The following is a 5,860-nucleotide window of genomic DNA, read 5'->3' as shown; positions in this document are numbered from 1 at the left end:
CAGCGGCTTAGTCGGTGGCCATAATGGCGGCAATAGTCTGGAATAAATCAGAAAGCAGGTGTTTGATATGACTTTTTATGATACAGACCAAGCAGATCAGGTAGCTACGGAATTTTTCGATTATTATTACCATGACCGTGGCAAGGTTAAATGGGATGGCTATTTTCTCTCTGAACATCAGGCAGCACTAAAAAAGCATAAGGTAGATGCCACAAAGGGATTAGTTGATGAGGACTTTTAAATTATTCTTCCAGTTGCCTAATTTCCTGCTACAATGGTCAGTGTAACGGGTCATTAGTTCAGTTGGGAGAATGTCTGCTTCGCATGCAGGAGGTCGCGAGTTCGAATCTCGCATGATCCATAGTATATGACGACTAATCATGATGAATCACAAATCCTTATTATCTGAGGATTTGTGATTTTTTGTTTTCACAAGAAATCATATAAAATCACAAAGTTGGTGAACATTAAAAAAACAAAACTACTGTTTTAAGCAAATTATTTTCTAATAATTATGCGCAACTTTATACAAAAAGCCGCCCTCTTTAGGGCGACTTTTTTTACAGTTAAACCTCATGTTATACTAAAAAAGTGCACTGGTTACCACCAATGCACAAGCTCAAATGAAAGAAGCTGATCTCTTTGGGGACGTTCTTTATTGCGCTTGGCTGGTGGTGTATTGCAGTACACCAGAACAAGAGCGCTACCGTTAAGCTATCAGCCCAATTGTTGAAGTAATATACCTTCATCACGGCTATATTATAGCATGGTTTAGCGACTTGAGCGACCGTCTAGCTTCTCAGTTAGGCGGCTTTTCTGTACAAAAAAGAGCTCCGCAAATTGCGCAGCTCTAATGTATTAATGAAAGTTGTGAAATTAGTTAATCAGCAACAACAACGTAAGACTTAATGACCTTCCGTTGATCCATCCCTTTGTAGGCTGCATCAATGTCGTCAAGGCTGAAGCTCTTAGTGAAGACCTTACCAGGGTTGATCTTGCCGTCGAGAACTGCCTTAAGTAGGACGGACTTGTCATAAGTCGTAACGGAAGCTGGACCACCAGCGACAATCGTATTCTTGTAGAATGGAGTGGTCATGTCCTGGTTAGGAGTATGTGGTAAACCAACCCGGCCGACAATTGCGCCAGGACGACCAACCTTCATGGCAGTATCAGTAGACTGTTCAGTACCGACACATTCAAGTACGGCATCGGCACCTTCGCCATTGGTTAGCTCCATGATCTTCTTAACAGCTTCGTCACCACGTTCAGCAACATTATCAGTAGCACCGAATTCCTTAGCTAAGGCCTGTCGATCAGCATGCCGACTAGTCGAAATAATTCGCTTGGCACCACGCAGTTTAGCGGCAATAATTCCACAAAGGCCAACGGCGCCATCACCCATTACAACGACAGTATCACCAGCGCTAACGTTAGCAACCCGAGCGGCATGGTAACCAGTGGCCATAACATCAGCCAGGGTTAATAGGGACTTAAGCATTCCCTCGCTATAATCACTTGGCTTACCCGGAATCTTGACCAGTGCCCATTGACCATGCTGGAAGCGAATATATTCAGCCTGGACACCATTACTGAAGTTGTCACTATGGCTCAGGCAGGAACCATCAAAACCAGCTCGACAAGCGGAGCAATGACCGCAGCCGTGGGTAAATGGTGCAATTACGAAGTCGCCTGGCTTAACCGTGGTAATAGCATCACCGACTTCTTCAACGATTCCAATGGCTTCGTGGCCAGAATTTTCTTCATTTGGCTTTACGGGATTGATGCCACGGAAGTTCCAAAGGTCGGAACCACAGACACAGGTCCGTACGACTTTGATGATGACATCATCTGGTGCCTTGATGGTTGGCTTATCGATATTAACCAACTTCATTTCGCCCTTTTTAGCAAATACAGCAGATTTCATAGCTAGGTTCTCCTTTCTATAATCACTTTTATTATAATTGGTTAGTTCACAAATTGGTAATACTTATAATTAATGCTTTGCAATGCTAAAAATGAATAGTTGTGAAAATGTGAAAGAATGATGACTTCTTGGCCGGATTACGGGCATCAAGCAGTGGGGAATGTTAAACTAAAATAAAAATGTAGTTATTCAAAAATAAGGGAGTGCGATCAAATGAACATTCTGATGATTGAGGATAATCACTCCGTCTGCGAAATGATGGCAATGTTCTTTAAGAAGAATCATTGGGACTATGAATTCGCTTATGATGGAGTGGCCGCTGAAGATAAGTTCACGGCTAAGCCGAATAAGTGGGATATTATTCTTTTGGACCTTAACTTGCCTAAAAAGGATGGAATGCAAGTAGCGGCCGATATTCGTCGGATTTCACCAACGGTACCATTGATCATGCTAACGGCTCGGGATACCGAGAGTGACCAGGTACTGGGCTTAGAGATTGGGGCCGACGATTACGTTACTAAACCCTTCAGTCCCATTACCTTGATTGCACGGATGAAAGCTCTGCACCGTCGAACACAGCTTGGTAAGCTTAGTCAACAGCAGCAGACAACGGATGGCTTTGATGTTGAGACCAAGCATTTCAAGATGAATACTAAGACACGGGAAGTTTTTCTTTTTGGTAAGGCGATTGCTGACCTCACACCGAAGGAATTTGACCTATTAAAAACTTTAGCTTCGAAGCCGCGACAGGTTTTTACCCGGTCCCAATTATTACAACTAGTTTGGGATTATGAATACTATGGGGATGAACGAACGGTAGATGCTCATATTAAAAAATTGCGGCAGAAGCTAGAAAAGGTTGGACCCCAGGTTATTAAGACGGTTTGGGGTGTTGGTTACAAATTTGATGACGAAGAGGAATAAGTTTTAAGTATGAAATTAATGTATCGCTTGATGTTGACCTTCTTTACGATTATCATCATTCTGCTTATTATTCTTAGTATTTCCTTTGTTCAGGTAACTGATAACACGCTTTATCATAATACTTGGAATCAGATGAAGAACTATTCAGATAGTCTAGTTCAGGATTCAATTCGTTACGATCCTGCTCACCGCCGATTTATTGGCTTTGCTACTCAGTCATTGGAAACTAATGCTAACCTGTTAACCCGGCAAAACGTTCATTTTGCAATGTATGATACTTCTCATCACGAAATTTATGCTAGTAATGGTTTTACACCGAAGATCAGTGCCGAACAATGGCACCAATTGAAAGCAGGTAAGGTGATCTGTACCAAGGAAACAATGGCCAAGATTAGCCAGCGGGTGGCCGATACGTCAACGCCACAGATTACTGAAGTCTTAAAACCTTACTTCTACAAGGGTAAGCTGGTGGCGGTGGTGGCGACTGCTACCTTTGTTTCAACGATTAAAGAAAATATGCACCAGATTGTTCTTAACTTGTTGGTAGCATTTGTAATTGCTGCCTTACTGACCTTAATCGTCAGCTACTTCTTGGCCCGTTCAATTACGCAACGGGTGGAACGGTTGCGTAACGCGACGCACGAGGTTGCCAAAGGAAACTATGATGTTCAGGTTGCCGCGACTGGAAATGACGAGGTAGCAGACTTGGCACAGAGCTTTAATACCATGACTCAGTCCCTAGATGCATCGCAAAAGGAAATTCGTCGTCAAGAGGAGCGGCGTCGGCAATTTATGGCTGATGCTGCCCATGAGATGCGGACGCCACTGACTACGATTAACGGTATTTTGGAAGGACTAGAGTATGATGCAATTCCGGAGGAGGATAAACAGCATAGTATTCATTTAATGAAAAATGAAACTAAGCGTTTAATTCGGTTGGTCAACGATAATCTGGATTATGAAAAGATTCGTACTAATCAGATTTCAATGGAACGTAAAGTCTTTGATGCAGCGGCCGTTTTGAATAATTTACAGGAACAATTAACTAAGAAGGCTCAGGGTCAGGGTGACCGGTTGCAGTTAGATGTGCCAAGTGATCTGCGAGTTTATGCTGACTATGACCGGTTTGTTCAGATCATGTTTAACATTATTCAGAATGCCATCCAATTTACCACTAATGGGACTATTAAGGTCAGTGGCCGGCTTGAAAAGACAGGTAGTCGGTTTAAAGTGGCCGATAATGGAATCGGGATGACCAAGGATCAACTCGCTAATATTTGGGAACGCTACTATAAGGCCGACCGCTCTCGAATGAATACTAAGTATGGTGAGTCAGGATTAGGCCTGGCAATTGTTCATCAATTGGTTCACCTGCACGGCGGTAAGATTACCGTCGAGAGTACTTATCATCAGGGAACTACTTTCACCATTTTCTTCCCTAATCGGGATCATGCACCGCATTTGATAAATAAAAATTCAGAAAAATAAATATTGCTTTATTCCGCTATCTAAAAGTAACTAAACCCGTTTGATCAATTAGTAACGAATAGAAAACGCTTGCGAAAACGTTTGCATTGTGCTAAATTTTTATCTTGTAGTATTTGTTATTGATTGATAGGAGAGAGATTTATTATGGTTTACTTACTTGCTTTAATCCCAGCTATTGGTTGGGGAATTATGCCACTGATCACTGGTAAGATCGGCGGTTCAACGATTAACCAGATGTTTGGTATTGGTGGTGGTGCCTCGATCGTGGGGATCATTGCCTTTTTGATCGGTCACCCGGCGGTCAGCACGACCGGTTTCTGGTTCTCTGTTCTCTGTGGAGCACTTTGGACGATTGGGCAGATTGGTCAGTTCGTTTCCTTCAAACGGATGGGTGTTTCCAACACCATTCCGCTGTCCACGGTTCTTCAGTTAGTTGGTAACTCCTTAATTGGGGTCATCATTTTTGGCGAATGGCGTGGTGCCCGTGCTCTGACGATCGGCTTTATTGCCCTGTTGGTAGTGATTATTGGGGCTTTGATGACCTCCGTTTCTGATGGTAAGACTGGCAAGAAGGTCACCGTTCAAAACTTTATCTTTCTGCTGGTAACGACGATTGGTTACTGGGTTTATTCCGCCTTTCCCAAGATGCCAATTGTTAGTCATGAAGATGCACTTGGTGTTTTCCTACCAGAAATGCTGGGAATTCTGTTGGGTTCTGTAATTTACACGATTGCTTCAGGTCATGCCTATGCCTTTAAGCAGAAGGAACAATACTTGAACATTCTTGGTGGCTTGTCATGGGGGATTGCGGCCTTAGCCTATATCTTTGCCGGTCGGGCCCTGGGTGTCACGGTTGCCTTTGTCTTTACCCAGTTAAACGTTGTTATTGCCACGATTGGTGGGGTCTTTGTCTTACATGAACAAAAGACCCATCGTGAAATGGGCTTCACAGTTGGTGGTATTATCCTGATTGTTCTTGGTAGTATTGGAACGATCTTTGCTTAAAATAATTATGAATTTAGATTGATCAATGGGTTCTAACGTCTAGAGAAGGATGTTGGAACCCTTTTGTTATTATGCCGATTTTCTTTAAATTCTTGATTGCAAGCACATTGAGAATCCGCTATCATTTAGGGTGTACTTATATAATTAATTAGATAGAAAGAAGTTATTTAAACATGGCTCATGTTTCATTAGATACACAAGGCTTGAAGCAGTTTGTTAATGCTAACGAACTCGGTGAGATGCAGGCAATGGTCAACGCCGCCGATGAAGAATTGCGGAAGTTGATTGCTATGGCGCCCGCGCAGGCGACCGGGCCAAAATACTGTCAACGCTGTTTCGGGATGCTATTGCGGTCCAGTCGTTCAGGGCGTCCGGCTATGACATGGCGCCGCTGTATGCGGAAGACGCCCGGCAAATGCCTATCGTCTCAGGTGAGGAACAGTATATTGAGCGCTGGTCGTTCGAGTGCGCGATGCAATTGAACCCGCTGATTACGCTAGCCCAAGAAACAGCCAACGA

At 43.3% G+C, this 5,860-nt stretch carries 5 protein-coding genes and 1 tRNA gene; 5 read left to right on the top strand and 1 reads right to left on the bottom strand.

The features are described from left to right. Window positions 1–67: 67 nt before the first annotated feature. Both ACEYV4_RS08970 and ACEYV4_RS08965 read left to right on the top strand, forming a co-directional pair. A complete protein-coding gene (locus ACEYV4_RS08970) occupies window positions 68–241 on the top strand; it encodes a hypothetical protein (RefSeq protein ID WP_373842952.1) in 174 nt (57 codons plus the stop codon). Window positions 242–288: 47 nt separating this feature from the next. After that, window positions 289–361, top strand: a tRNA-Ala gene (locus tag ACEYV4_RS08965). Between the two features lie 519 nt (window positions 362–880). Here ACEYV4_RS08965 and ACEYV4_RS08960 read toward each other — a convergent pair. Next, complete coding sequence (locus ACEYV4_RS08960; RefSeq protein ID WP_373842951.1) at window positions 881–1,924, bottom strand: zinc-dependent alcohol dehydrogenase family protein; 1,044 nt, start codon at window positions 1,922–1,924, stop codon at window positions 881–883. 213 nt (window positions 1,925–2,137) lie between these two features. Between ACEYV4_RS08960 and ACEYV4_RS08955 the strand changes: the two genes are divergently transcribed. The 3 genes from ACEYV4_RS08955 to ACEYV4_RS08945 all read left to right on the top strand — a co-directional run bounded on the left by ACEYV4_RS08955 (window position 2,138) and on the right by ACEYV4_RS08945 (window position 5,341). Continuing rightward, window positions 2,138–2,848 carry a response regulator transcription factor gene (locus ACEYV4_RS08955; protein WP_373842950.1) on the top strand — a complete coding sequence of 237 codons (711 nt, stop codon included), beginning with the start codon at window positions 2,138–2,140 and terminating at the stop codon, window positions 2,846–2,848. 9 nt (window positions 2,849–2,857) lie between these two features. Next, on the top strand, window positions 2,858–4,336 hold the full coding sequence (locus ACEYV4_RS08950; RefSeq protein WP_373842949.1) for a sensor histidine kinase: 1,479 nt from the start codon (window positions 2,858–2,860) through the stop codon (window positions 4,334–4,336). 144 nt (window positions 4,337–4,480) lie between these two features. After that, complete coding sequence (locus tag ACEYV4_RS08945) at window positions 4,481–5,341, top strand: GRP family sugar transporter (RefSeq protein WP_373842948.1); 861 nt, start codon at window positions 4,481–4,483, stop codon at window positions 5,339–5,341. Window positions 5,342–5,860 lie beyond the last annotated feature (519 nt).

The sequence above is a fragment of the Limosilactobacillus sp. genome, assembly GCF_041859915.1.
In the GTDB taxonomy this organism is placed as follows: Bacteria; Bacillota; Bacilli; order Lactobacillales; family Lactobacillaceae; genus Limosilactobacillus.
Note: the sequence above shows the minus strand (reverse complement) of the source record. Positions and strands in the feature narration are given on the sequence as shown.

Bases quoted from the DNA above. Each gene is read 5' to 3' on its own strand.
- ACEYV4_RS08970 (WP_373842952.1), top strand. From the start codon at position 68: ATGACTTTTTATGATACAGACCAAGCAGATCAGGTAGCTACGGAATTT.
- ACEYV4_RS08955 (WP_373842950.1), top strand. From the start codon at position 2,138: ATGAACATTCTGATGATTGAGGATAATCACTCCGTCTGCGAAATGATG.
- ACEYV4_RS08950 (WP_373842949.1), top strand. From the start codon at position 2,858: ATGAAATTAATGTATCGCTTGATGTTGACCTTCTTTACGATTATCATC.
- ACEYV4_RS08960 (WP_373842951.1), bottom strand. From the start codon at position 1,924: ATGAAATCTGCTGTATTTGCTAAAAAGGGCGAAATGAAGTTGGTTAAT.
- ACEYV4_RS08945 (WP_373842948.1), top strand. From the start codon at position 4,481: ATGGTTTACTTACTTGCTTTAATCCCAGCTATTGGTTGGGGAATTATG.